The following is a 25,122-nucleotide window of genomic DNA, read 5'->3' on the forward strand; positions in this document are numbered from 1 at the left end:
CCAGGTCGACACCGCGTACGCCGCGACAGAGTACGCGGTCACGGACTGGACAGTACGCGTGACGGAACGTGACCATGAGCGCGGGAGGTGACCGACTGTGGTCGATGGTGGCGGTGAGCCGGAGGCGTCGGACAGCATGCGGACGTTCGGGGCGGTGCTGCAAGCCCTGCGGGAGCACTCGGGGTTGAGCCGGGAGGAGTTCGGGGATCTGGTGGGGTTCTCCAAACACACGGTGGCGTCGGTGGAGTTGGGGCGCCGGATGCCGGATCTGGTGCTCGTGGAGCGGGGGGAGGAGGCGACGGGGAACACGGGGGCGTTGCGGAGGTCGTTCCCGAAACTGGCTCGACAACCCGGGTTGGCAGCGTGGTTCCGGCAGTGGGCGGGGCTGGAGGCTAGCGCGATCGCTCTGTACACGTATGAATGCCGGTTGATTCCGGGGCTTTTGCAGACGGAGGCGTACGCGCGGCAGCTGTTCGTCGACGAGTTGCCGCCCCTGGACGACGAACAGATCGAGGCACAGTGGACGGCCCGTGCGGAGCGGCAACGGCTGCTACGGGAACGGCCGAACACCGCCTACAGCTTCATCATCGAGGAACACCTGCTGCTGCGTCGCACGGGCGGAACGGAGACGACGCGAGGGCTGGTCGATCACCTGCTTGCGGTCTCCGAGCTGCGGAACGTCGAGATCCAGGTGATGCCGTTGGTCTGCGAGTCGCACGCAGGTCTGCACGGGCCCATGCAGTTGCTGGAAACCCCGCAGAACAGGTGGTTCGCCTACCTGGAGGCACCGGACAGCGGGCAGCTCGTCTCCGATCCCCAAGGGGTCAGCGTGCTCCAGAGCAGGTATGCCAGGATGCGTTCACAGGCGCTCACCATCAGGGACTCGGCAAGCCTGTTGCGACGGATGCGAGGAGATCTATGAGCACCTCCGAACTGGCCTGGTTCAAGAGTAGCTACAGCAGCAGCGGTTCCGGCGACTGCGTAGAGATCGCCCGCACCCCCACCCGCATCCACATCCGCGACTCCAAGAACCCCGAAGCCCCCCACCTCACCACCACCCCCACCCCCTGGACCGACTTCCTCACCCATCTCAAGAAGTGAGCCGATCAGGGGAGCTCGGGGTCGCGCAGGCCGACGCAGTCGAAGGCCCAGAAGACCTCCGAGTAGACGAAGGTGCCCGTCATCCACGGCTCGTGGGCGGACAACCGGGCCACTTGGAAGGCGGGTTCGGGAATCCGCAGGGACGGTGAACGGAACCCCACCGCGTCGGCCCGCTCGAAGCCGCGGGTGCCGTAGTAGTGCGGCGAGCCTTCCAGGAACACCAGCGGCACTCCCCGGCTGTCGGCCGCCGCGAGGGCGTGCGCGACGAGCCGGGTGCCGATGCCCCGACGCTGGAACTCCGGGAGCACACCCAGGGGTGACAGGGTGAGAACGTCCACGATCCGGCGCGGCGCGTCCAGCCGCGCCGCGCTCAGCAGGACATGGCCGACGACCCGGTCGTCGACGGTGGCGACGAAGGACAGCGGCGCCGACGCGGCCTCCGCGACGCGCAACGCCTCCACGAGCCCGGGAACATGCTCGCCGTCGTCGAAGGCGCGCGTGTGTACCTCGCGTACGTCCCGGTGATCGGCGGCGGTCTCCTGCCGGATCACCGGCCCGGAGCCGGCGGAAGCGACCCGGGAGCCTTCGGGCACATCGTGTGACGTCATGGCCGCGAGCGTAGGTCGCGGGGCGAGTCGTACGCGAGTCAATTGCGTCCCGCGACGGCGTGGTGGCGCGCGGCCCCGCAGCCGCGTACGAACCCGGAGGTTCGACAGCCGCTGCGGGCCCGCACCCGCGGTCAGCCGGCGGAAGCCGCCGGTCCGAAGTCCGCCTCCAGCCGCTCCCTCCACCCGGCGTCCGCCAGCCCCGCCCCCACCAGCACGTCCCGCCAGTCCTCCTTGGCCAGCTGGACGGCGTCGAGGATCCGGTCCACCCGGCCCTGTCCGCACAGCAGGGTCGCGGCGGCGATGCGCTCCTTGTCCTCCTGGTCGCCGCGGTCGGTCAGGTGGTTGACCAGCTCGGTGAGGAGATCACCCACCACCTCGCCCTCCCGGCCCGGGAAGTCCTCCGCGATGCGCCGTTCGACCCGCACGGTAAGCCCCATTTACCCTCCTTGTCGGCATACGCCCTGATACGGTACCGCGCCGTACCGCGCCCACCCCGCCCGACACGGCAATCTGACTCGTCAGAATCTTGACGGTCCCTCACTTTGCCGAACTGACAGCTCACCTACAGCAATGACCCTTATGGTGTCGTGTTCATGACAGACACCCCCATGAATGAGACCCCCATGAATGAGACCCCCACGACCGGCGCCCCCGCGAGAGACGCCCTCGCCCGCCGGACGGTCCTCGTCGCCACAGGCGCCACCGCCGCCACCCTCGCGGTGGGCGCCGCCGTGTCCGGCGCCCCGGCCGCGCGGACGGCCGACACCGCCGACACGGCACCCGTGGCCGCCGCGGCGGTCTGCACCCTCACCAGGGAGATGACCGAAGGCCCCTACTACCTGGACGGCCAGTACGTCCGCTCCGACATCACCGAGGGCAAGACCGGCTTCCCGCTCAAACTCGCCCTCACCGTGGTCGACGACGACACCTGCGCCACGATCAGCAACGCCCTCGTCGAGATCTGGCACTGCGACGCGCTCGGCGAGTACTCCGGCTACGTCGGCAAAAACGGCCACAGCGAGCCCGACAGCGGTACCTTCCTGCGCGGCGGCGTCCTGACCGACTCCAGGGGCGTCGCCGCCATCACCACGGTCTACCCGGGCTGGTACGTCGGCCGCTGCGTGCACATCCATGTGAAGGTGCACGTGAACGTCACCCTCACCGCCGACGGCTCCTTCACCGGCGGCACCGAACTCCACACCGGCCAGCTCTTCTTCAACGAGACGGTCACCGCCAAGGTCGGCGCCCTCTCGCCGTACTCGGCCAACACGGTCCGCCGCACCACCCTCGCCCAGGACGGGATCTACGACGACGGCGGCGCCGCGTCCGGCCTCCTGACCCTGACCGCCCTGGGCAGCAGCCCCTCCGCCGGCTATTCCGGCACCCTGACCCTTGGCGTCGAACGCTGATCACATGTCGCCCGCCGCCCACAAGAGCGGCGGGCGACACTCGTTCACCTGCCCGGGCACTCCTTCCACGCCATGTGGTACACCGTGCTGATGTCGCCGTCGGTCGAGTCCATCGTCATGAAGCTGACCTTGGACGGCGACGAGCTGCCCGCGCTGACGCGGATCTCGGTGTTGATGTTGAAGTTGCGCTGCACTCCACAGGGCGCCCAGACCAGTTGGGCCCAGTCGGTGGTGTCGGTCGCCTGCCAGTTGTCGTTGTAGGCACCCGTGAAGGGGTGGGTCTTGGCGGCCGTCTGCGAGGAGCCCTGGAAGTAGTACGAGGCTCTCTGCACGGCGCTCGCCCCGGACTGGAGCGAGGCGAAGCCCCGGTAGTCCGCCTCGGCGATGGCGTAGGTGAAGCCCGAGGGGACGTGGACGACCAGGTTGAGCTGGCAGTTCTTGCGGAACGCCGTGGGGTCGGAGTTGCCGCCGACCTGGGCGAGGTAGTCGCTGTAGGTGACGGTGAACGCGGTGTTGTCCTCGGAGACCGCGACGGCCGCGGTGCCCGCGGGACAGCCGGAGCCGTTCACCGTGGCGACGTTGATGACGATCTTGTCCGGGGGCGGGTCGACGAACCCGCCGGACGGGTTGTGCGCGGGCACCGCCGCGGTGACGAGAGCGGCGATGGCGCCGCCCAGAAGAAGTCCACTTGCCATGGGGGGTCTCTCCTCTGCGCTGTCGTTGAAGCGTGGAGAACCTGTGTGGTTTCTGTGAAGCACCGCGGCGATCGAATCGTAGGGAGCACCCTGTGACCCCGCCAGGGCGAACTCCAGCCATTCCAGTGATGGCCGAACGCACGTGTAAACAAAGGAAGTTGACCCCGGAATTACGGGATCACGGAATCAGGGGATCAGGGGTTCTCCCACGCGGCCGGTTCGGCCGCGAGCCGCTGGACCGGCTCGGGAAGCGCGTCGCCCGCGATGTCGGCGATGGTGACGCCCTCCAGGATCTTGCGGACATTGGCCCGCAGGGCGATCCACAGCGGGAGCAGGGGCTGTGCGGAGCCCGTGTACTCCAGACCGGTGGGCCGCTCACCGCGCACCGACACGATCGGCCCGTCGACCGCGCGGATGACATCCGCGACCGTGATGGCCGAGGCCTCGCGGGCGAGCCGGTACCCGCCGCCCCCGCCCCGCCGGCTGTCGACGATCCCGCCACGCCTGAGGTCGCCGAGAATCCCTTCCAGGAACTTGTGCGGAATCTCCTGGACAGCGGCGATGGCCTCGGCCTTCACCGGCTCCTTGTCCTGCCTCACGGCAAGCTCGAGCACCGCCCGTACCGCGTAGTCCGCCCGTGCAGAGATCCTCATACGACAATTGTGCGGCGTTCGGCCGGGGACAATGGCCACGCCACAATAGGCACACCACCCACACCCCCGGACGGACTGGCGCTAGCACGGCACCACCAGGAGGCGCTCCCTTGGAGCTGAGCAGACGTACATTCAGCGCCCTCGCCGGCACCACGGCGCTCGGCTTCGCGCTGAGCGGCAGTGGTGGGGAGACCACCCGGGCCTACGCCTCCCACAGCGTGCCCACCGGTCCCGCACCCGGCGCGCCCGCCGCCGACCGGGTCCGGCACAAGGTCGGCTACGACAAGCACTCGCTGCTGGTCGACGGCCGCCGCCTGGTGCTGTGGTCCGGCGAGATGCACCCCTTCCGGCTGCCGAGCCCGTCGCTGTGGCGGGACATCCTGCAGAAGATGCGCGCCCACGGCTTCAACGCGGTGAGCGTGTACGTGGCCTGGAACTACCACTCCCCCGGCCCCGGCCAGTACGACTTCACCGGCGTCCGCGACCTCGACCTGTTCCTGCGCACGGCCACCGAGACCGGCCTGTACGTGATCCTGCGTCCGGGCCCGTACATCAACGCCGAGGTCGACGGCGGCGGCTTCCCGGGCTGGCTCGCGGCGACCGCGGGCCGGGCCCGCACCTTCGACCCCGCCTATCTGTCGTACGTCGACGAATGGCTGACCGAGGTCGACGCCATCGCCGCCCGGCACCTGTTCACCAAGGGCCTGGGCACGGTCCTGCTCTACCAGATCGAGAACGAGTACGACGCCTTCGTCGACGAGAGCCTCGGCCGCGACTACATGTCCCACCTGTACAAGAAGGTGCGCGCCGACGGGATCGACATCCCGTTGTTCCACAACGACAAGGGCAGGAACGGCTACTGGACCCCCGGTTCCTTCAACACCGCTGGTGAGGAGCGCGGTTGGCTCTACGGCTTCGACGGGTATCCCGTGCCGTCCGAAGTGCCGCCCGACTGGGGGGACTTCGGCGAGGGCGGGCTCAAGGGCGGGGCGACGGCCAGTCCCGGCACGCCCGGGTTCATGCCGGAGTTCGGCGGGGGCTGGTTCGACTCCTGGGGCGGGGCCACCTTCGACGGCAAGGGGTACGCACAGGCACGTCACACCCGGGACGCGGCCTACGAGCGGCGCTTCCAGCTCACCAACCTGGCCAACGGCATCACCGTGCACAACGTCTACATGACCTTCGGCGGCACCTCGTGGGGCTGGCTGCCCGCACCGCAGGTCTACACGTCGTACGACTACGGGGCGGCGATCGACGAGGCCCGCCGGCAGACGCCGAAGCTCGCCCCGGTGCACCAGCTCGGCCATCTCCTCAAGACCGTGCCGGACTTCGCCAAGCTGGACCGGGCCGACGCGGTACGGGCCACGGACGAGCGGCTGAAGGTGTACCACCTGACCAACCCGGACACCGGCTCCCATGTGTACGTCGTCCGCAACGACACCGACGCGCCGATCACGACGACCGTCCCGGACGCCGGGATCGACGTGGCGTTCACGGTCGCCGCCCATGACGCCCGACTGCTCACCACCAACCTGCGGTTGGGCGGCCGCACGCTCAAGTTCGCCACCGCGCAGCCCATGATGTGCCTCAAGATCGGCCGGATGGACGTCGCCGTGTTCACGGCCCCGCACGGCGAGATGGCCCAGGTCCTCCTCGAGTGCCCGGAGGAGCCGCTGGTCACCCGGGGTGACGCGGAACCCGCGTGGAACTACGACCTCGGCGTCCTCAGGATCACCACTCCGGTCGGTGTCGGGGGCCTGGCCCGGGTGCGGATCGAGGCCGGGGGCAGCGAGACCCCGTTGCTGCTGCTCTTCGCGGACGACGCCTGGTCGCTGCGGCTGTTCCCGGTGGACACCCCGACCGGGCCGGTGCTGGTGTACGGGCCGTCGCTGGTGCGCGGGGCCACCCTGGACGGCGAGACCGCCCATCTGACCGGCGACACCGTCCGGGGGACGGGCATGGAGGTGTGGGGGCCGCGCGGCATGGGCCGCATCACCTGGAACGGACGCCCGGTGCGCACCTCCCCCAGCCCCATGGGCAGCCTGCGGGCCGAGATGCCGGCCACGCCCGGACAGCTTCCCCTGCCCGCCGTGGGCGAGGTGCGGCTGCCCACGCTGGGCGGCTGGCGGCGCCGTACCGAGAACTTCGAGTCCCTCCCGGACTACGACGACTCCGGCTGGGCGACGGCGGTCCGCACGAGCTCGTACAGCACCACTCCGGTTCCGAAGGGGCAGCCGGTCCTGTTCGCCGACGACTACGGCTTCCACTACGGCGACGTCTGGTACCGGGGTCGCCTTACGGGCGCGGACGAGCTGGAGTCGGTGTCGCTGTCCTACAGCACCGGCACGCAGGGGCTGCTGATGGCGTGGCTGGACGGTGAGCCACTGGGCACGCACCGGATGCCGGTTCCGGACAAGAGCAGCGTGCGCAAGGGGAGTTGGGCGGCGACGGCCACCTTTGACGTGCCGCCGCCCTCCGGTCGCTCGCCCCGCGTCCTGTCCGTCCTCGTACGGCGGATGGCGCACGACATGGACGGCGGGTCCGCCGACACCCACAAGGTGGCCCGGGGGTTGACGTCGGTCACCTTCAAGGGCGGTTCACCGAAGGCGAGTTGGCGCATCCAGGGCGAGACGGCACCCGACCCGGTGCGCGGGCCGCTCAACAACGGCGGACTGTACGGGGAGCGCAAGGGCTGGCATCTGCCGGGATTCGACGAAGAGCACTGGGAGGACACGGAGTTGCCGCGTGCCGACCGGCGCCAGGGGGTCACCTGGTACCGGACGACGTTCCGGCTCGCCGTGGACCCCGGCATCGACGCCTCCGTCGGCCTCACCCTCGACGACGACCCGAAGCGCGCCTACCGCGTCCAGATCTTCCTCAACGGCTGGAACATGGGCCAGTACGTCAACGACGTGGGCCCGCAGCACACCTTCGTCCTGCCGAACGGCATCCTGCGCACCCGGGGCACCAACACCCTGGCGCTGGCGGTGCTGTCCGACGGGACGACGGAGTCCGGGCCCGGGGACGTACGGCTGCGGCTGCTGGGGACTTCGGCCGGAGGTGTACCCGTCACTCCGGTGGACTCCCCCGGCCGCTAGCCTGATGTCCTTGAACTTTCGACCACCCGTACTCGGGAAGGGTGACCCGCGATGTCGCTGAGCGCCGGCGATCCGGAGTCCATCGGCGGCTACACGCTGGTCGACCGGCTCGGCAGCGGCGGCATGGGGGTCGTCTACCTGGGCCGTTCGGACTCCGGGCGGCAGGTCGCGGTCAAGCTCGTGCATCCCGCGTACGCGCTGGACGAGGAGTTCCGCACCCGGTTCCGGCAGGAGGTCGCGGCCGCCCGCCGGGTGAGCGGGGCGTTCACGGCCCCGGTGGTGGACGCGGACCCGGACGCCTCACAGCCGTGGATGGCGACGCTGTACGTCCCGGGCCGCACCCTCGCGGACATCGTGGCCCAGGACGGCCCGCTGCGCGGCAGCGCGCTGCGGGTGCTCGCGCTGGGCCTCGTCGAGGCGCTGCGGGACATCCACCGGGTCGGCATGGTGCACCGGGACCTGAAGCCGAGCAACGTTCTGATGGCCGAGGACGGGCCCCGCGTCATCGACTTCGGCATCTCGTACGCCGTCGACAACGAGGCGCTCACCATGACCGGGCGGCTGATCGGCACCCCGCCCTTCATGTCCCCGGAGCAGTTCGCCGCGCCGCGCGAGGTCACCGGTGCCTCGGACGTCTTCTCGCTGGGGTCGCTGCTGGTCTACGCGGCCACCGGCAGCCGCCCGTTCGACGGCAGCAGCCCGTATCTGACGGGCTACCAGGTGATGTACGAGCCGCCGGCCCTGGAGGGGGTCGCGGAACCGCTGCGCGGCATCGCCGAACGCTGCCTGGACAAGGACCCGGCGGCCCGGCCGGAACTCGGTGAACTGCGCGAGCTGCTGCGGGCGTTGCCGGACACCGTTGCGCCGTCCACGAGCGCGTCGGCCGTACCGGTTCCGCCGGGGGCGTCCGGCGGCACGGCGACCCACCACCAGGCTTCCCGAGCCCGCCCCGACACACCGGACGCGGCCCACGACGGGACGGCTGCCGTGACGGATGCGGACGGCGCCCGGGCGGGCCGGGGCGGTCGGAAGGGCCGCGGATCCCGGCGGCGGGTCCTCGTCGGTCTGGTCGCGGCCCTGGCCGTCAGCGGGCTGAGCATCGCGGCGGTGCGGGCAGTGTCGGACGCCGAGAGCGCATTGCCGTCACCGATCGAGCCGCCGTCCACCTCGCCCGCGTCCTCCGCCCCCGCGGCGGTGACGCTCCCGCCCCAGCACGTGCCCTGGGACTACCAGATCGGCGGCGCGTACCCTCCGGCGGCCGGTGTCCGGGTGGTGAGCCGCAGCTACGAGGACGCTCCCGCTCCCGGCCTCTACAACATCTGCAACATCAACGCCTTCCAGGCGGAGTCGGACGAGGAGCACGACTGGGACGCCGACCTGCTGCTGCGCGGCACCGGCGGGAAGGTCGTCTACGACAAGGACTGGGACGAGGCCGTCCTGGACATCCGTACGGCCGCCAAGCGCGAGCGCATCGCCGCCAAACTGGACACCTGGATCGACGCCTGCGCGGCGAAGGGCTACCAAGCCGTGGAGCCGGACAACTACGACTCCTTCACCCGCTTCCCGTCGTACCTCAAGGCCGCCCAGGCCGAGGCCCTGATGAAGCTGCTGGCGACGCACGCTCACGCCAAGGGGCTGGCGGTCGCGCAGAAGAACACCGCGGAGCTCGTCTCCGACCGCGCCTCCCTGGGCCTGGACTTCGCCATCGTGGAGGAGTGCGCGGAGTACGACGAGTGCGGCACGTTCGCCGACGCCTTCGACGACCACGTCCTGATGGTCGAGTACACGAAGAAGGGCCTGACCAAGGCGTGCGCCGGCTGGAGCGACACCCTCAGCGTGGTGCGCCGGGACGAGGAGGTCGTGCCCGAGGGCGCCGACGGGTTCCTGCGCGAAACCTGCTGACGCCCTCGGGGTCCCTGTTCAGGCCAGCCGGATCACGTTCCAGGACAGCGGCTCCAGTACGGCGGTGAGGGTGCCGTCCGTCAGCGCGGTGCCCTCGGCCGGGTGCGGGGCGACCCGCTCGGGGGCGTCGAGGGTGTTGCGGGCGTCCGGGTCGGCGTCGGCGAGAACGCTGTGCTCGACGACACTCGTCAAGTCGAGCCCGTTCAGGGCGACTTCGAGCGGCAGCTGGTCGCTCTGGCTGCGGTTGACGGCGAAGACGGTGACCGTGCCGTCCTCGGCCCGGATCGCGGTGGCGTGCAGGAGGTCCGTCTCGCCGTACTTCCTCGTCTCGTACGTCGGCGAGTCGACCCGTACGTCGAGGACCTCGCCGCGGCCGTGCTTCGAGGCCTGCGCGAACGGGAAGAACGTCGTCTGGCGCCAGGCCGGGCCGCCCGGCTCGGTCATGATCGGGGCGATCACATTGACCAGCTGGGCCAGACAGGCGACGGTGACGCGGTCGGCATGCCGCAGCAGGGCGATGAGGAGGGAGCCGAAGACGACCGCGTCCAGGACGCTGTAGTTGTCCTCCAGGAGGCGGGGGGCCTCCGCCCAGTCCCGCGCGCCGGAGTTCTCGATCTCGTGCCACTCCGAGATGTACCAGACGTTCCACTCGTCGAAGGAGAGGTTGATCTTCTTCTTCGACTTCAGCTTGGCGCCTATGTGGTCGGCGGTGGCGACCACGTTCTCGATGAAGGACTCCATGTCGACGGCGGAGGCCAGGAAGGAGGCGAGGTCGCCGTCCTCGGGCTGGTAGTAGGCGTGCAGGGAGATGTGGTCGACGAGGTCGTACGTCTCCTCCAGGACCGTCGCCTCCCACGCGGCGAAGGTCGGCATGGCCTGGCTGGAGGAGCCACAGGCGACGAGTTCGACCCCGGGGTCGATCTGGCGCATCGCGCGGGCGGTCTCGGCGGCGATCCGGCCGTACTCCTGCGCGGTCTTGTGACCGGTCTGCCAGGGACCGTCCATCTCGTTGCCCAGGCACCAGAGCTTGATGCCGAAGGGGTCCTTGTCGCCGTGCGCGGCACGGAGGTCGGACAGGGCCGTGCCGGCGGGGTGGTTGGCGTACTCCTGGAGTTCGAGGGCCTCGGCGACGCCCCGGGTGCCGAGGTTGAGGGCCATCATGGGCTCGGCCTGGGGGCCGATCTTCTTCAGGAAGGCGATGTACTCGGAGAGGCCGAAGCGGTTGGTCTCGGTGGAGCGCCAGGCGAGGTCGAGGCGGCGGGGGCGGTCCTCGACGGGGCCGACGGAGTCCTCCCACTTGTATCCGGAGACGAAGTTGCCGCCGGGGTAGCGGATGGCGGTGACGCCGAGTTCCCGGACGAGGTCCAGGACGTCGGTGCGGATGCCGTCCTCGTCGGCGGTGGGGTGGTCCGGTTCGAAGACACCGGTGTAGACGCAGCGGCCGAGGTGTTCCACGAAGGAGCCGAAGAGACGGGGATTGACCTGGCCGACCGTGAAAGCGGGGTCGAGGGTGAAGCGGGCGGTGGGCTTGCTCATGGAGACCTTTCAGGAACGGGGTTACTTGACAACCGGCCAGTCACGCACCCAGCCGAGCCTGTTCAGGCCCAGCTTCGGTGTGCCGTTGTCCTCTGCGTCGTAGTAGTGGTACGCCAGCCAGTCCTGGCCGCGGGTGCGGAAGACCGACTCGCCTCCCGTGCCGATGTACCTCCCGTGTCCTGCCAGCAGCAGGTCACCGCCGCCCTCCAGCAGCGGCTTGCCGGTGCTGTCGATGTACGGGCCCGTGACCGTGGTGGATCTTCCGATCCTGATCTTGTACGTGGAGTTCACTCCCGCACAACACGCGTCGTAGGAGGCGAAGAGGTAGTAGAAGCGGCCGTGCTTCACGATGGACGGGCCCTCGACCGCGTACGGGGCGTCCGGGCGGGTGGCGAGGTGGTGGACGGTGGCGCCCTCGACGGCCTTGCCCGTCCTCGGGTTCAGCTCCACCATGCGGATGCCGGTCCAGTACGAGCCGAACGACATCCACAACCTGCCGTCCGCCCGGATGATCGCCGGGTCGATGGCGTTGAAGGAGTCGGTGGTCTCGGAGGTGAAGACCTTGCCGTGGTCGGTCCAGGTGCCGGGGAGACCGGAGGGGGAGGTGGCCACGCCGATCGCGGAGTGGTTGGTGCCCCAGGACGAGACGGCGTAGTAGAGCCAGTAGCGGCCCGCGCGGTAGGAGAGGTCGGGGGCCCAGGGGTCGCCGGTGTCGTTGTACTCGTACCACCAACTCGGCGGCTCGGCGAAGGCGTTGCCCGCGTCGGTCCAGTGCGTGAGGTCCCTGGACAGCCGGGCGCCGATGACCCCACCGGTCGAATAGGCCACGTAGCCGCCGGACTTGAGCCGGCTGACGGTCGGATCATGGATGATCTGCTGGCCGCTGATCGGAAGCGGGTCGGGATAACCGGTGTCCGCCTGTGCCGTGCCCGGCAGCAGAGCCATGACGGCGGCGGCCAGGACGGTGACAAGTCTGAGGCGCTTCAACTTGGGCTCCCTACGTCGGTGACGGCCCGTGGGGGCCGGATGCGATGAGCGCGACGAGGCCACGCGGCCGACCCCGAAGGACCGCCCGCGAGCAGAACGGGACCCGCCTGGTGTGGGTCCGTCATTCGGCCGACTGGGACCGACCGCCCCCGGACCACAACCGAGGCGGAGCCCAGGCCATGCCGCGGCCGGACCTTGGGCGCGCGGGGACCGCGTACGGCTGCCGCGGTCACCTCCCCGCGGCGACCGCGAACAGACGGCCACCTGCCCGCCACGGCCCCGGACTCGGCCACCGTCGCGCCCCAGCCGCCGAGCCCCGGACCGCGCCACGGCGGCATCGCAGGCCCGCCAAAGGCGCACAGGGCCGATGCCGCCTCGTTCTCTCTGGGCCCGGGAGGAAAGGACCGACCGGCCGACACTGCCCCAGGCGGGGGTGCCATGAGGGCACGGCCGAGCACCAGGCCCACCACACACCCAGGTCGGATCAATGACCCGCCCCCACTGCGGGTGCGGTGGAGCGACCGCCCCACGGCCACCGACGCCGGTCGGACCACCAGGTCACCGTCGGTGGCGAGACACACGCCCCACCGCGGCCGGGTCACCGGCCCGCCAGGCGCGCGCAGGGGGCCGCCCCCTCGGCGGGTGCGAAGCGACCGGACTGCCGCCGCTGACTCGCTGTCGGCGAACAGACCCATGCCGCGCCGCGACCGGGTCGCCGGCCCGCCGGCAACATGTGCGGCCGTATCCCCTCGGTGGTCGCCGAGACGGGGGCGGCCAACCGCCGCCGGTCCCGGGCGGCACGCAGTCCTCCCCCCGTCACACCGATGTCGGGTCACTGGCCCGCCAGGCCCGTGTGGGCCACGCCTGCCACGATCTGGCGTTGGAAGAAGACGAACACGATGATCAGCGGGAGGCCCGCCATGAGGCCGCCGGCCATGAGTTGGGCCCACTGGATGCCGTAGGAGTTCATGACGGTCGCGATGCCGTTCGGCATGGTCATCAGGTCGGGGTTGTTGGTCACCATGTAGGGCCACAGGAAGTTGTTCCAGGAGGCGATGAAGGTGAAGATGCCGACCGCCGCCAGGGAGGGCCGGGCCAGCGGGACGACGATCGTGAAGAAGACCCGCCAGCGGCCCGCGCCGTCGATGAACGCGGCCTCCTCCAGTTCGCGTGGGACGCCCTGGAAGAACTTGTAGAGGATGTAGACCATGGCGGCGGGGGCGCACTGGGGAAGGATCATGCCCCAGTAGGTGTCGACCATCCCCATCTGCTGGACGGTCGTGAAGAGCGGTACTCCCAGGACCGCCGGGGAGACCATCAGGCCCGACATGACGATGCCCATGAGCACGTTCTTGCCGCGGAACTCGGTGCGGGCGAAGCCGTATCCGGCGAGGGCGCTGACCGTCAGCACCACGGAGGTGACGCAGACCGACACCACCAGGGAGTTGATGAACCAGTTGGTGACGTTGCCGGTCTCCCACAGCGACTTCCACGCCTGGGCCGTCCACACCTCGGGGATCCAGTGCGGCGGGATCTCGGCCGCCTCCGCCTCGGACTTGAGCGAGGTGAGCAGCGCGGCCGCGATCGGTGCGACGAAGACGGCGGAGACGGCGACGCCGAGGAGGGTGAGGACGATCTGGCTGGGTGTCCAGGGCTTGCGGGTCCGCTTGCGGATCTGTACGGCGGTGGTCATCGGCCGCCCTCCTCACGGTTGCGCAGCAGCCACATCCGCGTCAGGGCGACGACTGCGATGATCACGAAGAAGATGATGGACATCGCGGAGGCGTAGCCCACGCGGTAACTGGTGAAGCCCTGTTCGAGGGTGTACTGGACGAAGGAGCGGGTGCTGAGCTCCGGTCCCGGCCCGAAGTCCATCATCACGACGGCCTGGTCGAAGAGTTGCAGCGAGGCCAGGATCTGGAGCGCGATCACCAGGCCGGTGATGTTGCGCAGCATCGGCAGCGTGATGTGGACCATGCGGTGCCAGGCGTTCGCCCCGTCCAGCTTCGCGGCCTCGTAGAGGTGGTCGGGGATGCCCTGGAGGGCGGCGAGGTAGAGCAGGAAGCTGAAGCCGACGGTCCACCACAGGGTCTCGATGACGATGGCGAGCATCGCGTACGACTTGTCGGTCAGCCAGGGCGTGTCGAGCCCGAAGGTCTCGTTGATCAGGCCGATGCCCTGGGTGAAAAGCCACTGGAACATGTTGGCGGCGACGGTCGAGGGCAGCAGGAACGGCACGAAGAAGCAGAGCCGCCACAGCCACTTGGCGCGCTCGATGTGGTGGGCGAGCATCGCGAGCAGGAAGGCTAGGACCGTGATGCAGGGGACGACCAGCAGCGTGAAGTACGCGCTGTGGCCGAGCGCGTCCCACATCGCCTGGTCGTGCAGGGCCTCGCGGTAGTTGTCGAGGCCGACGAAGCTCGCGCCCTCGCCGGAGATGTTGGCGTCCGTGAAGCTGAGGTAGATGCCGCGCAGCAGCGGCCAGACCACGAACAGCACGAAGAGCGCCAGGAACGGGGCGACGAACCAGCCCCCGTGCTGGAAGCCCTGCTTGCGGCGGACGGTCGCGGCGGCGGTCGCGGTCCTGGCGCGTGCCGGTGCGGCGACGGCTCCGGTCGTCATGTGAGCGCTGGTCGTCATGCGACCGCACCTCCCTGCGCGGCGGTAGTGCCGTCCATCGGGTTCTTCGAGGCGAGGAGCTTGGTGAGGTGTTTCTTCATCGTCTGCGCGACCGACGCGGGCTTTGCGGAGCCCATCGTCGAGGAGACGACGACCGGGCCGAGGTCCTGGGCGAGCACGCCGGTGGAGCCCGCGAACCACACCTTCGGCTCGGTGGCCTGGTGGTCCATGGCGCTCACGTACTCGTTCTGCGGGGTGAGCTTCTTGTACGCGGCCGTGGAGAGCGTCGGTGTGTAGGCGGGGATGTGGCCGCCGGCCGCCCACTGGAGGGCGTGGGTGACGACGTACGCGGCGAGTTCGTGCGCGCCCTCGTTGGTGGCGCCGCCGCGGCCCGCCTGGTGGGGCAGGACGAAGGCGTGGGACTCGGCGTGGGTGGCGGGCCGCCCGAAGACGGGCGGCAAGGGGGTCGCGCCGTAGTCCAGCTTGGCGCCGGAGAAGACCGGCACGGACCAGTTGCCCTCCCAGGTGAAGGGGGCGCCGTTGATGAACTGTTCGCCGGTGGGGGCGCCGGGGATGACGTACCCGTCGGTGACGTGCCTGCGGAGGAACTCCAGTACCTGGGTGGCCTTGTCGGGGTCGAAGAGGACCTCGGTGTTGGCGTCGTTCAACCACTTGCCGCCGAGCTGGGTGTAGAAGGCGACGAAGAACCACCACTGGAAGTTCTGGTCGTTGGTCCACAGGCCGATCGTCTGGAGCCCCTTCTTCTGGACTGCCTTGGCCTTCTTCAGGACGTCGAACCACTCGTCGGTGGAGGTGACCGGGATCATCCGGCCGTCGTCGCCGAGCAGGTCGGCCTTCTTCAGCACGTCCTTGCGGTAGAAGCAGAGCTGGACGTGGATGTCGAGGGGAAGGGCGTAGAGCTTGCCGTCGATGACGCCGCGCTTCCACAGCGCGGGGTTGTAGTCCTGCTCCCGTACGCCGTACTTGGCGAGCAGGTCGACGTCCCACGGGTCGAGGAGGCGGCCCGGTGAGAAGCCGGTGACCCGGCCCATGTGCATGACGCCGAGGTCGGGTGCGCGGTTGCCCGCGGCCGCCATCGCGAGCTTGGTGTAGAAGGGGTTGCCCCACTGGAGGGTGGAGTCCTTCACGTCGATGTCCGGATGGGCCTTTCGGAAGGCGTCCAGCATCGCGATCATGTTGGCGCCGTCGCCGCCGCTGAAGAGGTTCCAGTAGCGCACCCGGGTGTCCGCGCCGGAGGCGAGCGCGTCGGCGCCGGTGCCGAGGGCCGCGAAGCCGAAGCTGGCGGCGACGGTCAATCCGCCGGCCGCGGCGAGAAGTTGCCTGCGGCTCAGGTCAGGTCGTCCCATTCCCTGCCCTATCTGTTCGAGATCTCGAATTGCGCTCGTAACTTCGAACGGGACCGTAGGCAGGAAGCGCTTTCCAGTCAATGGGGTGCGCAGCAAAAAAGGATCGCGTGACGGGACCGGACGGGGCGCGTAGTCTCGAACAGCCCGTCCTACGACGGCGGGAGAGTTCAGGGGGTGGGATGGACATCGCGGGTGCGCGCAGGAGTGCGGCCCGGATCGCCTCGGCGCTACGGCGCACCCGTGCGACCCCGGCCATGCGCGATCTGGTCTCCGACCTCACCGACGCCGTCCGGGCCGGACCCCGCCCCCCGGCCGACCTGCCCGAGCTGTGCCGGATCCTGTGCCAGGAGATGAGCACGCGCCGCGGCGGGCGGCCCGTCGACCTGCGTTTCGAGCGGTTCCCCGACGAGATCGCGGTGACCGGACTGTGGGTGGAGTTCGAGGACTTCGACCTCGTCATCGTCGAGGAGCGGGCCGAGAAGATGCAGCAACTGGTCATCCTGGGCCATGAGTTGTGGCACCTGCACGCGGGCCACGCCCACCATCACGCGGCCGCCGCGGACGCGCTGGCCAAACGGCCCGGCTGGGACTCCGTCGCCCTGACCGTCGCCGCCCGCAACGGCTCCCGGGAGGCCGACGAGGCCGAGGCCGACGACTTCGGTCACCGGCTGGCGGCCGCCTTCCGGCCCTACGCGACCGGAAGGGGTGGCACCGCTCCCGACCCCGTCCAGCGGTCCCTCGGCTACCGCCGACCCGGAGGCAGGACACTGTGACCCACCTCCCCCTGGCCGCAGGTCTCGGTGGGTTCTTCACCGGGCTGTACATCTCCTTCTGGCTGCCCGCCGTGGTCCTGACCGCGGCCCTGGTGATCAAGCTGCCCAGCATCCTCAAACTGTGGCGGGACCCGCTGCTGCGGGCCGTGGGCGGCCTGCTGCTGTTCGCCTGCGCGGTGTTCGTCTTCGCGGCCCCCGGCACCATCGCCTGGACCAACCGCGTCACCGGCGTGCCCAACATCGCGGCGCCCTGGGTGTACTCCCTGCTCACCGCGCTGTCCGCGTCCTGGCTGCTGCTGGTCGTGCACTGGCGCAACGGCCACACCGCTCGCCGGGAGCAGACGCGGCGCGCGACCCGCTGGGTGGTCTCGGTCTACGCGGGCGTGGTCGTCGCGCTGTGGGTGCTGTTCGCGCTCGCCGACGTGCCCGTGGAGCAGATCCGGGACCTGGACACCTACTACGCGAGCACGCCGTTCATGCGCGAGGAGATCCTGCTCTACCTCCTCGCGCACCTCGTGGCCTGCACGATCACGACCCGGCTCGTATGGAACTGGATCCGCACCGACGGCCTCGACGGCTGGCTGCGCTGGGGCCTGAGGCTGCTGGGCATCGGCTACGCGACGAACCTGCTCTTCGGCGCGGCCAAGCTGACCGCCGTGGTGGCCCGCTGGACCGGCCACGACCTGGACTGGCTGAACACCAACATCGCGCCCTCGGCCGCCTGTATCGCCGCCACCTTCGTCGCGATCGGATTCATCGTCCCGCACGCCGGGCAGTACCTTCAGGACCGCTGGCTGGTGCGCCGTCGCTACCGGAACCTGAAGCCGCTCGCCCGGCTGCTGCGGACCGTCGCCGGCGGCCGCGAACCGCTCGCGCTGCGGGCCACCGCCGAGATGCGCCTGATCCGCCGCGAGACCTACATCCGCGACGCGCTGCTGTACCTGTCCCGCTTCCTCGACGAGGACCTGCAACGCCGTGCCTACGGCGCCGCCCTCGCCCTCGGCCACGAGCGCGGCCGGGCACAGGAACTGGCCGCCGCGGTGACGATCGTGGACGCCGTCGAAACCCGCGGGCGCGCTCCGGACGGCGAGGGCCGGTGCGAGGCCGACACCACGTACCTGCTCCAGGAGATCCAGGCCGTGTCCGAGGCCCTGGGGCGCCCCGACGAGATCTCGGCGGTCCGTGTCCGCGCGGCCGTCCCGGCAGAGAGCGTCTCCACGCATGACTGAACCTCCCTCCCCCGCCAGAGTCGCCGTCGTCCTCGGGGGATCCCACACCGGCATGCTCGCGGCCCGGGCCCTGGCCGGCCCCGCCGACCGGGTCGTCGTCGTGGAGCGCGACGAGCTGCCCGTGGCGCCCGCGCCCCGCAAGGGGCTCCCGCAGGCCCGGCACGCCCACATGCTCTGGTCGGGCGGCGTCCGGGCGATGGAGCAACTGCTGCCGGGCATCACCCGTGCGCTCCTGGACGCGGGGGCGCGCCGGGCCCCGGTCACCACGGACATGGTCGTCCTCTCGCCGCACGGCTGGTTCCGCCGCTGGCCCGAGTCGCACCATGTGATCCTGGCGAGCCGCGACCTGCTGGACGCCACGGTCCGGGCCCGGGTCCTCGCCGACGACCGGATCGAGCTGCTCGCGGGCACGGAGGTCCTGGGGCTCACGGGCGACGCGCGGGCGGTCACCGGGGTCCGGGTGCGGGAACGGGACGGCCGGGAGCGGACCATCGCGGCCGGCCTGGTCGTGGATGCCACCGGCCGGGGCTCGGGAGCGCCCCGCTGGCTCGCCGGCCTCGGGTTGCCGGCGCCGGAGCGGCGCGAGATCGACTCCGGCCTCGCGTACGCCAGCCGGCTCTACCTCGCGCCCGAGCAGGCCCGCGACGGCTTCCCGGTGGTCAACGTGCAGTCCGACCCGCGGGACGGCGGCCCCGGCCGGGCGGGCTTCCTGCTGCCCATCGAGGACGGCCGCTGGATCGTCACCCTCAACGGCACCCGCGGCGGCGAACCGGGTTCCGCCGCGGACGCCTTCCTTCCGTTCGCCCGCGAGAAACTGCGGCACCCGCTCATCGGCGACCTGATCGCCCGCGCCGAGCCGCTGTCCGACGTCGCCGTCACCCGTACGACCGTCAACCGCCGACACTTCTACGAGCGGATGCCGGCCTGGCCAGAGCACTTCACGGTCCTCGGTGACGCGGTCGCCGCGTACAACCCGCTCTACGGACACGGGCTGGCCGTGGGAGCGCAGAGCGCCCTGCTGCTAAGGGAGTTGACGGAGCGTCACGGCTTCGGCTCGACCGGCCTGTCCCGCCGTGTCCAGAAGGCGGTCGCGCGGCCCGTCGGGGCGGCCTGGGATCTCGCCGCCGGACAGGACGTCTTCTACCCGGGGGCGACGCAGGAGGGGCCGACCCGGCGGGACCGGCTCGTGGCCGCGTACGTGGCCCGGCTCATGCACACGGCCACCGGGAACGGACGCGTCGCCCGCCGGGTGACGGACGTGACGTCACTGGAGCGGCGGGCGGAGGTGCTGCTGGGGCCGTCCGTCCTGCTGGCGGCGCTGGCCGGGCCGCTCAAGCCACCGTTGACCGCGCCGCCGCTGACCGCCGAGGAGTTGAAGAGGGCGGGGCTCCAGTAGTCAGCCGGCGAACGCCGGCTGCGTCAGGCCCTTCCCCGCTCCGGGCACCACCAGCAGCGAACCCGCCACCGGATGCGGGGCCGTGAGCCCCACCCGAGCCGTCGTGATGTACAGGTCGGTCAGGTCCGGGCCGCCGAACGCGCACGCGGTGACGCGCGGGGTCGGGAGGGTGATCACCCGGTCCAGCTCGCCGTCGGGCGTGTAGCGGCGGACCGCTCCCCCGTCCCACAGCGCGACCCAGACGCAGCCGTCGGCGTCGACCGTGAGGCCGTCGGGGAACCCGGCGCCGTCCTCGATCCCGACGAAGGGCCGGCGGCCGGAGATCCGCCCGCTGTCATGGTCGAAGACGTCGACACGTCGGGTGGGCGAGTCGACGTAGTACATGAGCCGGCCGTCCGGGCTCCACCCGGTGCCGTTGCTGACGGCCACGTCGTCGAGGACGGTGTGGTGCGTGCCGTCACCCGTGATCCGGGACAGGTTGCCGCCGCCCGGTGCCTCGTCGTAGCGCATGGTGCCCGCCCACAGCGAGCCGTCGGGAGCGACGGCCGCGTCGTTGGCCCGGCGGCCGGGGACGGGCTCGTGGTGGAGCCAGCGGAAGGAGCCGTCGGGGTCCAGCAGGGCCACGCCGTCCCGGAGGTTCAGGACGAGTCCGCCGCCCGCGCGCGGCTTGACGGCACCGATGTGCTGGTCGAGGACGCGGACCGTGCGGTGGCCGGAGTCCGGGTCGTAGGTGTGGAGCCGGGCGCCGAGGATGTCGATCCACAGCAGCCGCTCGCCGTCCCAGGTGGGCCCCTCACCGAGGGTGGCCTCGGCGCGTACGGCGACGTCGAACTTCGTGTAGCGGGTCATCCCACGCTCCGGTGGCCGAGGCGCTCGGACAGTTCGGCGGCGCCCTTGGCGGCCAGCTGCTCCAGCTCACCGCGGCGGTCGTCGCTCCAGCGGATCATCGGCACGGAGATGGAGAGCGCGGCGACGACCTGGCCGGTGCGGTCGCGGACCGGAGCGGCGACGCAGGAGACGTCCGGGTTGGACTCACGGTTCTCGACGGCGACCCCGCGCTGCCGGATCTGGTCGAGGGCCTCGCGCAGGGCGCCGGGGTCGGTGATGCTGTTGGGCGTCATGCCGACGAGCGGAGTGTCCTCCGGGATACGGGAGGCGAGCTGCGACTCGGGGAGGGAGGCGAGGAGCATCTTGCCGACGGAGGTGCAGTGCGCGGGCAGCCGCCGGCCGGCGGCCGACACCATCCGCACCGCGTGCGTCGAGTCGACCTTGGCGATGTAGATGACGTCGGTGCCCTCCAGGATCGCCACATGTACGGTCTCGTCGCAGGTCTCGGCGACGGACCGGGCGACCTGCTGGCCCTCGGCGGCGAGGTCGAGCTGCTCGGCGTACCGGCTGCCGAGCTGGTAGGGCCGCACCCCGAGCCGGTAACGTCCCGGCTGGCCGGGGACCTGGACGATGTACGACCGGGCGGCGAGAGTGGTCACCAGCTCGTGCACGGTGGTGCGCGGCAGCTGGAGCTTGCGCACGATGTCGGGGGCGGAGAGCGTCCCGTCCCCGTCGAGGAAAAGCTCGAGAATGTCGAGAGCCCGGGTCACGGCAGGTACTAGGCGTCCCACAACCGGCCCCCTCTCTTTACGTCTAAGGCGTCTGCGTTCGAAATTTCAACAGACGATCGGCATGACGAACACAGGCTAGCGACATGCTGTTTCCTCCGGCAATGGGCAAGGGGTGGGTAGACCCACTCCGTGTGCGGCACGTCACACTGGGTCGCTACGCCAGCTCCCCCCGCAACCGCCGAGCGCGCAGCACCAGCTCCAGTTCGAACCGCCGATCAGGATCGTCGATCTCGTCGCCCCACAGTTCGCGGATCTGGCGGAGGCGGTAGCGGACGGTCTGGGGGTGTACGCCGAGGCGGGCGGCCACCTCCGGGGCCCCGCCCCGGGTCTCCAGCCAGGCGAGCAGGGTTTCCGCGAGGCGGCGGCCGTGGGTGGGGCCGCAGTGGCGCAGGGGGGCCAGGCAGCGCAGGGCCAGGTCGTCGATCAGTTCCTCGGGCTGGAGCAGGACCAGCGCCTCGGTGTGTTCGGTGCAGTACAGCACGTCCCCGGCCGGGAGCAGGTCGCGTTCCATCAGGCGTACGGCGGCCTCGGCCCAGCGCAGGGACTTGGCCGCGTCGGTGAGGGGGACCGGGGGTCCTATCGCGCCGGCCCAACCGGTCAGGGCCCGGTGCAGGAGTTCGGGGCGGCCCGCCGCGTCCGGTTCCGGAACGACCATGCGGGGCTGTTCGTAGTCCATGTCCAGCAGGACTCCCTGGCCCACCGCGGGGGGTACCGCCTCGCGGGCCGGGCGGATCAGGACGCCGACCGCCACCTTCTTCGGGAGGGGCCAGCCGACGCGGGCCGCGCGTTCGGTCAGCGCGTCCGCAGGGTCGCCCCGGTGGCGTTCGGCCAGGAGTAACTCCATCAGGCGGCGCTGGAGGCGCAGCCGCTCGCCCGCCTGACGGGCCGCGGCCTCGGCGTAGCCCCGGACCGACTGGTCGACCAGGCCGTCCAGGTACTCGTAGCCCGCGTCCACCAGTTCGTACATCGCCGGCGGCGGGATCTCGACGCGCTGGCCGATGTCGGCGAAACGGCGCCAGGCCAGGCGTACGCCCATGCGGTAGATCGCCTGGAGGGAGTCGAGGCTGCGGCCGTTCAGGCCCTCGCCGCGGCCGAACTCCTGGAAGACGCCCGGCGGGACCGTCGGACGGCCCTCGGCCGTCTCCAGGTGCTGAACGAAGACCTCGATCGCGCGGCGGATGCCGACCAGGGCCATCGGTTCGCCGGACTCGTCCAGGACGACCGGCAGATGGGGGTACTCCCGGCGGATCTCGCGCAGGATCTCCTCCGCGAGGGCCGGCGCCTCGGCCATGGCGATGGCCGCGAAGCGGCGGACCTGGAGGCGGGGGACGTCGTGCCAGGCCGAGCGGGCGTTCAGGGCTGCCGGTCGGGCGGACACGGGTCAACTCCCCTGGTCCGTCTGCTCATAGGTGATCAAGGGTGTGTTGGGCTGCTCGGGTGTCGCCTCCAGCAGCGCGACGATGCCGAGGGCGGCACCGAGGGCGAGCAACGCGGCGGCCACGACGGTCAGTGCGGCGGCGAGCAGTCTGGACATCGCAGGGGCAGCCTCTCTCGAGCGGCTCGATCCGGCGTACGTCCCCACCCGGAACGTGGAATCCGTCGGATCCCGACCCGGTACCCACCCTGCCTGTCGGCCCAGTGTCGACAGGACACCGATGCCCCGTCAAGACGTTGACACTCCGTCAATGAACGCCTACGGTTCCCGGCCCATAGAGCGGCCCGAACTCCGTCATCTCACGCCCCAGGAGTGTCCGGATGCGCCGTACAGCCTCTCCAATCTCCCTGATTCTGCTGGGACTCGGCACGTTTTTGCTGGTACTGGCGCCTCTGCTCGCCTGGTATGTGGAACCGCGCGCCGCCGTGAACCCGATCAACATCGACCAGACCGCCGTCTACAGAGGGACGGGCAGCGTCTTCGACACCGAGGAGCTGGAGACGGTCCCCGGACAGCGGATCACCGTCACCCAGCGGGTGCGCGGGAACGTCGAGGACAGTGAGCGCAGCGGCCGGGCCGCGGTGTGGGACGTGACCACCACCGTCGACACCGACAAGTCGCTGCCGGCCTCCGACCCGCACGACGCCCTGGAGTTCGTCCCGCACCGCTGGGTCATGGACCGAAAGACCACCAAGCCGGTGCACTGCTGCGGCGAGAAGCCGTACATCGAGGGCGAGGCCTATCTGAAGTTCCCCTTCGACGTGCAGCGACGCTCCTACCAGTGGTGGGACAACTCCCTTGGTTCCACGGTGACGTTGCGTTACCAGGGTACGAAGAAGGTTCAGGGGTACACGGGTTACCGGTTCACCGGCACGGTCGCCCCGGCGAAGGTCGGGACACGGCTCGTGCCGGGCACGATCGTGGACGAGCCCGGACGGCCGCAGGTGCTGGCCGAGGAGTGGTACTCCAACCACGGCATCGAGCTGGTCGTCGATCAGCGCACCGGCCGGGTGGTCTACGCACAGGTGGGTCCGAAGCGCACCCTGCGGGCGCCCGGCGCGAAGAAGGACGCCGTGGTCCTGCTGGACAGCCGGAAGATCGCGTTCACCACCGCGACCCAGAAGGACGCGGTGCGGCTGGCCAAGCGGGACAGCGGCCAACTGCGCGCGGTGGGTGAGACGTTGCCCATCGGGGCGGCTGTGGCCGGATTCGTACTGGCTGCCGTGGGGGGCGTTTTGGTGGTACGGGGACGCAGGCGCCCCGAGTCCACCGATATGAGCGATACGCCCGAGCCCGTTCTCACGATGTGACTGGACGTCAGCTCTAATAAGCCCGGAAATTGTCACGTGCGTGAGTAGCCACGGAGTACGGGTGAGCGAAAACTGTGCCACCCCACCCGAGCACAACCCGTCCACACCCCCCTCCTAGGAAGCACTCAGTCCCCCCACAACCAGCCTGGAAGTCACTGCTGAGTTCCGCACCCTGAGACGAGTTGGAGCACCCATGCCCCAGCACGTGCCCCACCAGCTGCGTGCCGCGCTTCCCCAGGCGTCGCAGCTGCAACCCTCATCGCACAGCCCGCACCACCCTTCGGCGCTCCCCCCACCTCCACGCCGAATCGTTTTTCTCGCCCATCGTGACCTCGACAATCCGGCCGCCGGCGGCTCCGAGCTCCTCGTCGACCGGCTCGCCGACGGACTGACCCGCCTGGGCCACCAGGTCACCCTGCTGTGCGGCGGCCCGGCCTCCTACCGGGACTACCGGGTCGTGTCGGCGGGCGGCGAGTTCGGCCACTACCTGCGGGCCCGTACGGCCTTCGCCCGCCAGGTCGGCGAGACCGACCTGCTGGTCGAGGTGTGCAACGGCATGCCGTACCTCGCGCCCCTGTGGCACCGCGGCCCCACGCTGTGCCTGGTCAACCATGTGCACACCGACCTGTGGAAGATGCGGTTCGGCGGGCCCCTGGCTCCGGCGGCCCGGATCGGCCGAAGACTCGAACACTGGGCGCTGGCCGGTGCGGCGGCCAGACACCGGAGCCTGCTGGTCGCCGTGTCTCCGTCAACCGCTCACGCCCTGCGCGCGATCGGGGTCGAGCGGGACCGCATCCGGGTCGTCCACAACGGGGTCGAGGAACCGGAACCCCTGGTCCGCCGCTCGCCGGAACCGCTCTTCGTGGCCGTGGGCCGGCTCGTCGAGTACAAGAGGATCGATCTGCTGCTGAGACTCTGGGAGCGGGTGCGGCCGGTGACCGGTGGCCGGCTGGTGATCGTCGGGGACGGGCCCGAGCGGTCCCGACTGGAGCAACTCGCCGGTCCCGGCGTGGAGTTCACCGGACATGTCGCCGAGCCCGAGAAGCACCGGCTGCTGTGCGAGGCCTGGCTGCTGCTCCATCCCTCGGCCGTGGAGGGGTGGGGGCTGGTCGTCACCGAGGCCGCCACCCGGAAGACGCCGACCATCGCCTTCGACGTGCCCGGGCTGCGGGACTCCGTCGTCGACGGGGAGACCGGTGTACTCGCGCGCGGTGAGTCCTCGTTCGCCGCCGCCTGGTGCACGCTGGCCCTGTCGGGGCACCGCCGTGAGCTGATGGGCAAGGCCGCCCGGGACCGCGCGGCCCGCTATCGCTGGCACCGGACGGTCAGACAGTTCCGGGCCGTGGCCGCCGAGGCGGTGAGGGGCTGGGGACCGTGACGCGGCC

The 25,122-nt window shown here is 70.6% G+C and carries 23 protein-coding genes; 10 read left to right on the plus strand and 13 right to left on the minus strand.

From position 1 onward, the window contains the following. The first annotated feature begins 136 nt into the window (after positions 1–136). Positions 137–922 carry a helix-turn-helix transcriptional regulator gene (locus tag ABZT93_RS15275; protein WP_356104083.1) on the plus strand — a complete coding sequence of 262 codons (786 nt, stop codon included), beginning with the start codon at positions 137–139 and terminating at the stop codon, positions 920–922. Further along, on the plus strand, positions 919–1,101 hold the full coding sequence (locus ABZT93_RS15280; protein ID WP_356104086.1) for a DUF397 domain-containing protein: 183 nt from the start codon (positions 919–921) through the stop codon (positions 1,099–1,101). The genes ABZT93_RS15275 and ABZT93_RS15280 overlap by 4 nt, the downstream gene beginning before the upstream one ends. A gap of 5 nt (positions 1,102–1,106) precedes the next feature. Here ABZT93_RS15280 and ABZT93_RS15285 read toward each other — a convergent pair whose 3' ends face one another. Both ABZT93_RS15285 and ABZT93_RS15290 read right to left on the minus strand, forming a co-directional pair. Then, entirely contained in the window at positions 1,107–1,652 is a 546-nt protein-coding gene (locus ABZT93_RS15285) for an N-acetyltransferase (RefSeq protein ID WP_356104258.1), read from the minus strand. A 188-nt stretch (positions 1,653–1,840) separates the two neighbouring features. Beyond that, positions 1,841–2,146, minus strand: a complete 306-nt coding sequence (locus ABZT93_RS15290; protein WP_356104089.1) for a hypothetical protein — start codon at positions 2,144–2,146, stop codon at positions 1,841–1,843. A 186-nt stretch (positions 2,147–2,332) separates the two neighbouring features. Between ABZT93_RS15290 and ABZT93_RS15295 the strand changes: the two genes are divergently transcribed. Then, positions 2,333–3,118 (plus strand): intradiol ring-cleavage dioxygenase, encoded by a 786-nt coding sequence (locus tag ABZT93_RS15295; RefSeq protein WP_356104092.1) that lies wholly within the window; start codon positions 2,333–2,335, stop codon positions 3,116–3,118. Positions 3,119–3,162: 44 nt separating this feature from the next. Here the strand turns inward: ABZT93_RS15295 and ABZT93_RS15300 are convergent, their stop codons facing one another. Next, complete coding sequence (locus ABZT93_RS15300; RefSeq protein WP_356104095.1) at positions 3,163–3,813, minus strand: DUF4360 domain-containing protein; 651 nt, start codon at positions 3,811–3,813, stop codon at positions 3,163–3,165. 194 nt (positions 3,814–4,007) lie between these two features. Further along, positions 4,008–4,466 (minus strand): Rrf2 family transcriptional regulator, encoded by a 459-nt coding sequence (locus ABZT93_RS15305; protein WP_356104097.1) that lies wholly within the window; start codon positions 4,464–4,466, stop codon positions 4,008–4,010. A gap of 110 nt (positions 4,467–4,576) precedes the next feature. On the opposite strand from ABZT93_RS15305, the gene ABZT93_RS15310 reads away from it, so the two are divergent. Both ABZT93_RS15310 and ABZT93_RS15315 read left to right on the plus strand, forming a co-directional pair. After that, positions 4,577–7,564 carry a beta-galactosidase gene (locus ABZT93_RS15310; protein ID WP_356104099.1) on the plus strand — a complete coding sequence of 996 codons (2,988 nt, stop codon included), beginning with the start codon at positions 4,577–4,579 and terminating at the stop codon, positions 7,562–7,564. A gap of 51 nt (positions 7,565–7,615) precedes the next feature. Further along, positions 7,616–9,466 carry an endo alpha-1,4 polygalactosaminidase gene (locus ABZT93_RS15315; protein ID WP_356104100.1) on the plus strand — a complete coding sequence of 617 codons (1,851 nt, stop codon included), beginning with the start codon at positions 7,616–7,618 and terminating at the stop codon, positions 9,464–9,466. Positions 9,467–9,484: 18 nt separating this feature from the next. Here ABZT93_RS15315 and ABZT93_RS15320 read toward each other — a convergent pair whose 3' ends face one another. The 5 genes from ABZT93_RS15320 to ABZT93_RS15340 form a co-directional block, all read right to left on the minus strand. Continuing rightward, positions 9,485–11,002, minus strand: coding sequence for an alpha-N-arabinofuranosidase (locus ABZT93_RS15320; protein ID WP_356104102.1), 1,518 nt, complete (start codon positions 11,000–11,002; stop codon positions 9,485–9,487). A 21-nt stretch (positions 11,003–11,023) separates the two neighbouring features. Continuing rightward, positions 11,024–11,989: an arabinan endo-1,5-alpha-L-arabinosidase gene (locus ABZT93_RS15325; protein WP_356104104.1), complete on the minus strand. Its 966-nt coding sequence runs from the start codon at positions 11,987–11,989 to the stop codon at positions 11,024–11,026. A gap of 832 nt (positions 11,990–12,821) precedes the next feature. Beyond that, a complete protein-coding gene (locus tag ABZT93_RS15330) occupies positions 12,822–13,682 on the minus strand; it encodes a carbohydrate ABC transporter permease (protein WP_356104106.1) in 861 nt (286 codons plus the stop codon). Further along, positions 13,679–14,629 carry a sugar ABC transporter permease gene (locus tag ABZT93_RS15335; protein ID WP_356104108.1) on the minus strand — a complete coding sequence of 317 codons (951 nt, stop codon included), beginning with the start codon at positions 14,627–14,629 and terminating at the stop codon, positions 13,679–13,681. Before ABZT93_RS15335 ends, ABZT93_RS15330 begins: the two co-directional genes overlap by 4 nt. Next, positions 14,626–15,975, minus strand: a complete 1,350-nt coding sequence (locus ABZT93_RS15340) for an extracellular solute-binding protein (protein ID WP_356104110.1) — start codon at positions 15,973–15,975, stop codon at positions 14,626–14,628. The genes ABZT93_RS15335 and ABZT93_RS15340 overlap by 4 nt, the downstream gene beginning before the upstream one ends. Positions 15,976–16,154: 179 nt before the next feature. On the opposite strand from ABZT93_RS15340, the gene ABZT93_RS15345 reads away from it, so the two are divergent. The 3 genes from ABZT93_RS15345 to ABZT93_RS15355 are packed head-to-tail and all read left to right on the plus strand — an operon-like array spanning position 16,155 to position 19,373. Continuing rightward, positions 16,155–16,748 carry a toxin-antitoxin system, toxin component family protein gene (locus tag ABZT93_RS15345; RefSeq protein WP_356104112.1) on the plus strand — a complete coding sequence of 198 codons (594 nt, stop codon included), beginning with the start codon at positions 16,155–16,157 and terminating at the stop codon, positions 16,746–16,748. Next, positions 16,745–17,977 carry an MAB_1171c family putative transporter gene (locus ABZT93_RS15350; protein ID WP_356104113.1) on the plus strand — a complete coding sequence of 411 codons (1,233 nt, stop codon included), beginning with the start codon at positions 16,745–16,747 and terminating at the stop codon, positions 17,975–17,977. The genes ABZT93_RS15345 and ABZT93_RS15350 overlap by 4 nt, the downstream gene beginning before the upstream one ends. Continuing rightward, a complete protein-coding gene (locus tag ABZT93_RS15355; RefSeq protein WP_356104116.1) occupies positions 17,970–19,373 on the plus strand; it encodes an FAD-dependent oxidoreductase in 1,404 nt (467 codons plus the stop codon). Before ABZT93_RS15350 ends, ABZT93_RS15355 begins: the two co-directional genes overlap by 8 nt. On the opposite strand, the gene ABZT93_RS15360 is transcribed toward ABZT93_RS15355, so the two are convergent. From ABZT93_RS15360 to ABZT93_RS15375, 4 genes are all read right to left on the minus strand, one after another. After that, entirely contained in the window at positions 19,374–20,222 is an 849-nt protein-coding gene (locus ABZT93_RS15360) for an SMP-30/gluconolactonase/LRE family protein (protein WP_356104118.1), read from the minus strand. It lies immediately after the preceding gene. After that, positions 20,219–20,992, minus strand: coding sequence for an IclR family transcriptional regulator (locus tag ABZT93_RS15365; protein WP_356104120.1), 774 nt, complete (start codon positions 20,990–20,992; stop codon positions 20,219–20,221). The genes ABZT93_RS15360 and ABZT93_RS15365 overlap by 4 nt, the downstream gene beginning before the upstream one ends. A gap of 154 nt (positions 20,993–21,146) precedes the next feature. Continuing rightward, positions 21,147–22,370 carry a helix-turn-helix domain-containing protein gene (locus ABZT93_RS15370; protein WP_356104122.1) on the minus strand — a complete coding sequence of 408 codons (1,224 nt, stop codon included), beginning with the start codon at positions 22,368–22,370 and terminating at the stop codon, positions 21,147–21,149. A 3-nt stretch (positions 22,371–22,373) separates the two neighbouring features. Then, entirely contained in the window at positions 22,374–22,526 is a 153-nt protein-coding gene (locus tag ABZT93_RS15375; RefSeq protein ID WP_185092818.1) for a hypothetical protein, read from the minus strand. Positions 22,527–22,747: 221 nt separating this feature from the next. Between ABZT93_RS15375 and ABZT93_RS15380 the strand changes: the two genes are divergently transcribed. Both ABZT93_RS15380 and ABZT93_RS15385 read left to right on the plus strand, forming a co-directional pair. After that, positions 22,748–23,737, plus strand: a complete 990-nt coding sequence (locus tag ABZT93_RS15380) for a DUF3068 domain-containing protein (RefSeq protein WP_356104124.1) — start codon at positions 22,748–22,750, stop codon at positions 23,735–23,737. A gap of 193 nt (positions 23,738–23,930) precedes the next feature. Beyond that, positions 23,931–25,115 (plus strand): glycosyltransferase family 4 protein, encoded by a 1,185-nt coding sequence (locus tag ABZT93_RS15385; RefSeq protein ID WP_356104126.1) that lies wholly within the window; start codon positions 23,931–23,933, stop codon positions 25,113–25,115. Positions 25,116–25,122 lie beyond the last annotated feature (7 nt).

The organism is Streptomyces sp. NPDC005303, from assembly GCF_040607335.1.
In the GTDB taxonomy this organism is placed as follows: Bacteria; Actinomycetota; Actinomycetes; order Streptomycetales; family Streptomycetaceae; genus Streptomyces.